We start from the raw sequence: 2,524 nt of genomic DNA, 5'->3' as shown, positions 1-2,524 counted from the left end.
GACGGCGTGCATGAGATCGAGAAGCTCGCCGGCACGCCGAGCGAGTGATCCGCATCGCCTTCCTTCCCTCCACGGTTTCCACCCTTCACCCGATCCACGCTTCAAGGAGCACCCCATGGCCACCAGCAGCCAGAAGTTCATCGCCAGGAATCGCGCCCCGCGCGTGCAGATCGAGTACGACGTCGAGCTCTACGGCGCCGAGAAGAAGGTCCAGCTGCCCTTCGTGATGGGTGTGCTGTCGGACCTGTCGGGCAAGCCCACCGAGCCGCTGCCGCCGGTGTCGGACCGCAAGTTCCTGGACTTCGACGTCGACAACTTCGACGCCCGCATGAAGGCCATGAAGCCGCGCGTCTCCTTCGCCGTGCCCAACACGCTGACCGGCGAAGGCAACCTGATGGTCGACCTGACCTTCGAGTCGATGGACGACTTCTCGCCGGCCGCGGTCGCGCGCAAGGTGGACGGCCTCAAGCAGCTGCTCGAGGCGCGTCAGCAACTGGCCAACCTGATCACCTACATGGATGGCAAGGCCGGCGCCGAGCAGCTGATCGCCAAGGTGGTCAAGGACGAGGCGCTGCTGAAGTCCCTGGCCTCGGCCCAGAAACCCGCCGACGACGCCGCCGCGCAATAAGCGCCGCGCGCCTTCAGACCCCTAGCCGGACCCCACGGAGCACGCACCATGGCCGAAGAGATCCTCTCGCAAGCCTCGCCCTCGCTGCAGGGCATCGAATACGAAGGCGGCGAGTTCGCCTCGCTGCTGAACAAGGAATTCAAGCCCAAGACCGACGAGGCCAAGTCCGCCGTCGAGCAGGCGGTGCTGACGCTGGCGCAGCAGGCGCTGTCGCAGACCCAGCTGATCGGCAGCGACGTCATCGTCTCGATCGAGTCGATGATCGCGGAGATCGACAAGAAGCTGTCCGAGCAGGTGAACGCGATCCTGCACCACGCCGAGTTCCAGCAGCTGGAATCGGCCTGGCGCGGCCTGCACTACCTGGTCAACAACACCGAGACCGACGAGCAGCTCAAGATCCGCGTCATGAGCATCTCCAAGAACGATCTCGGCAAGACGCTCAAGCGCTACAAGGGCACGGCCTGGGACCAGAGCCCGATCTTCAAGCGCGTCTATGAAGAGGAATTCGGCCAGTTCGGCGGCGAGCCCTTCGGCTGCATCGTCGGCGACTACTACTTCGACCACAGCCCGCCCGACGTCGAACTGCTGGGCGAGATCGCCAAGGTCTCGGCCGCCGCCCACTCGCCCTTCATCGCCGCGGCGAATCCCTCGCTGATGCAGATGGGCTCGTGGCAGGAACTCGCCAACCCGCGCGACCTGACCAAGATCTTCAGCACGCCCGAGTACGCCGCCTGGAAGTCGCTGCGCGAGTCCGACGACGCGCGTTACATCGGCCTGGCCATGCCGCGTTTCCTGGCGCGCCTGCCCTACGGCGCGAAGACCAATCCGGTCGAGGAGTTCAACTTCGAGGAAGAGACCGGTGGCGGTGAGCACGCCAAGTACACCTGGGCCAACTCGGCCTACGCGATGGCGACCAACATCAACCGCTCGTTCAAGACCTACGGCTGGTGCACCCGCATCCGCGGTGTCGAGGCCGGCGGCGCGGTCGAGGGCCTGCCGGCCCACACCTTCCCGACCGACGAGGGCGGCGTGGCGATGAAGTGCCCGACCGAGATCGCCATCAGCGACCGCCGCGAGGCCGAGCTGGCCAAGAACGGCTTCATGCCGCTGGTGCACCGCAAGAACTCCGACTTCGCCGCCTTCATCGGTGCGCAGTCGCTGCAGAAGCCCGCCGAGTACGACGATCCGGACGCCACCGCCAACGCCAACCTGGCCGCGCGGCTGCCGTATCTGTTCGCCTGCAACCGCTTCGCCCATTACCTGAAGTGCATCGTGCGCGACAAGGTGGGCTCGTTCAAGGAACGCGCCGACATGGAGAAGTGGCTGAACAAGTGGATCATGAACTACGTCGACGGCGATCCCGCCAACTCCTCGGAGACGACGAAGTCGCAGAAGCCGCTGGCCTCGGCCGAGGTGGTGGTCGAGGAGATCCCGGGCAATCCCGGCTACTACTCGTCGAAATTCTTCCTGCGTCCGCATTACCAGCTCGAGGGCCTGACGGTCTCGCTGCGGCTGGTCTCGACGCTGCCGTCGCAGAAGGGCAAGTGAGGCGGCGGGTCGCCCCGGCGGCCCGCGCGAAGGAAACAAAGAAATCGCGCGCAACGACGCGCGACGCGTCCAAGGGAGCGCTGTCGAAGGCGCCGTTCTGAAATTTTCGAGGCGATGAGCCAACCGGGCCCTCGGGCCCGAAATCCCGGTTTCCGCATGCGGTGAGCGTTGATGCGGAGACTTTTTTCAAAGAGTCCATCTAGGAGAAACCGACCATGACGATCGACGCCAATCTGAAGTTCGCCGGAGTCGAAGGCGAATCCACCCACAAGGACCACAAGGGCGAGATTGATCTGCTCGCCTGGTCGTGGGATGTGCGTCAGGAAAGCACCGCCGCCGCGGCACCGG

At 65.1% G+C, this 2,524-nt stretch carries 3 protein-coding genes; all 3 read left to right on the top strand.

Annotated elements, in window-relative coordinates:
• The first annotated feature begins 115 nt into the window (after window positions 1-115).
• Window positions 116-628: a type VI secretion system contractile sheath small subunit gene (tssB, locus tag FUT87_RS17805; protein ID WP_091724438.1), complete on the top strand. Its 513-nt coding sequence runs from the start codon at window positions 116-118 to the stop codon at window positions 626-628.
• 48 nt (window positions 629-676) lie between these two features.
• The gene (gene tssC, locus FUT87_RS17800) at window positions 677-2,176 is read left to right on the top strand and encodes a type VI secretion system contractile sheath large subunit (RefSeq protein WP_091724439.1); all 1,500 of its coding nucleotides are present in this window, start codon (window positions 677-679) and stop codon (window positions 2,174-2,176) included.
• 215 nt (window positions 2,177-2,391) lie between these two features.
• A partial coding sequence (locus tag FUT87_RS31755) for a type VI secretion system tube protein Hcp (RefSeq protein WP_147241879.1) occupies window positions 2,392-2,524 on the top strand: 133 nt, incomplete at its 3' end.

The sequence above is a fragment of the Mitsuaria sp. TWR114 genome (genome assembly GCF_007997345.1).
Note: the sequence above shows the minus strand (reverse complement) of the source record. Positions and strands in the feature narration are given on the sequence as shown.

What these genes read in the sequence shown, in the direction of transcription:
- tssC (WP_091724439.1), top strand. Translation starts at nt 677, where the DNA reads ATGGCCGAAGAGATCCTCTCGCAAGCCTCGCCCTCGCTGCAGGGCATC.
- tssB (WP_091724438.1), top strand. Translation starts at nt 116, where the DNA reads ATGGCCACCAGCAGCCAGAAGTTCATCGCCAGGAATCGCGCCCCGCGC.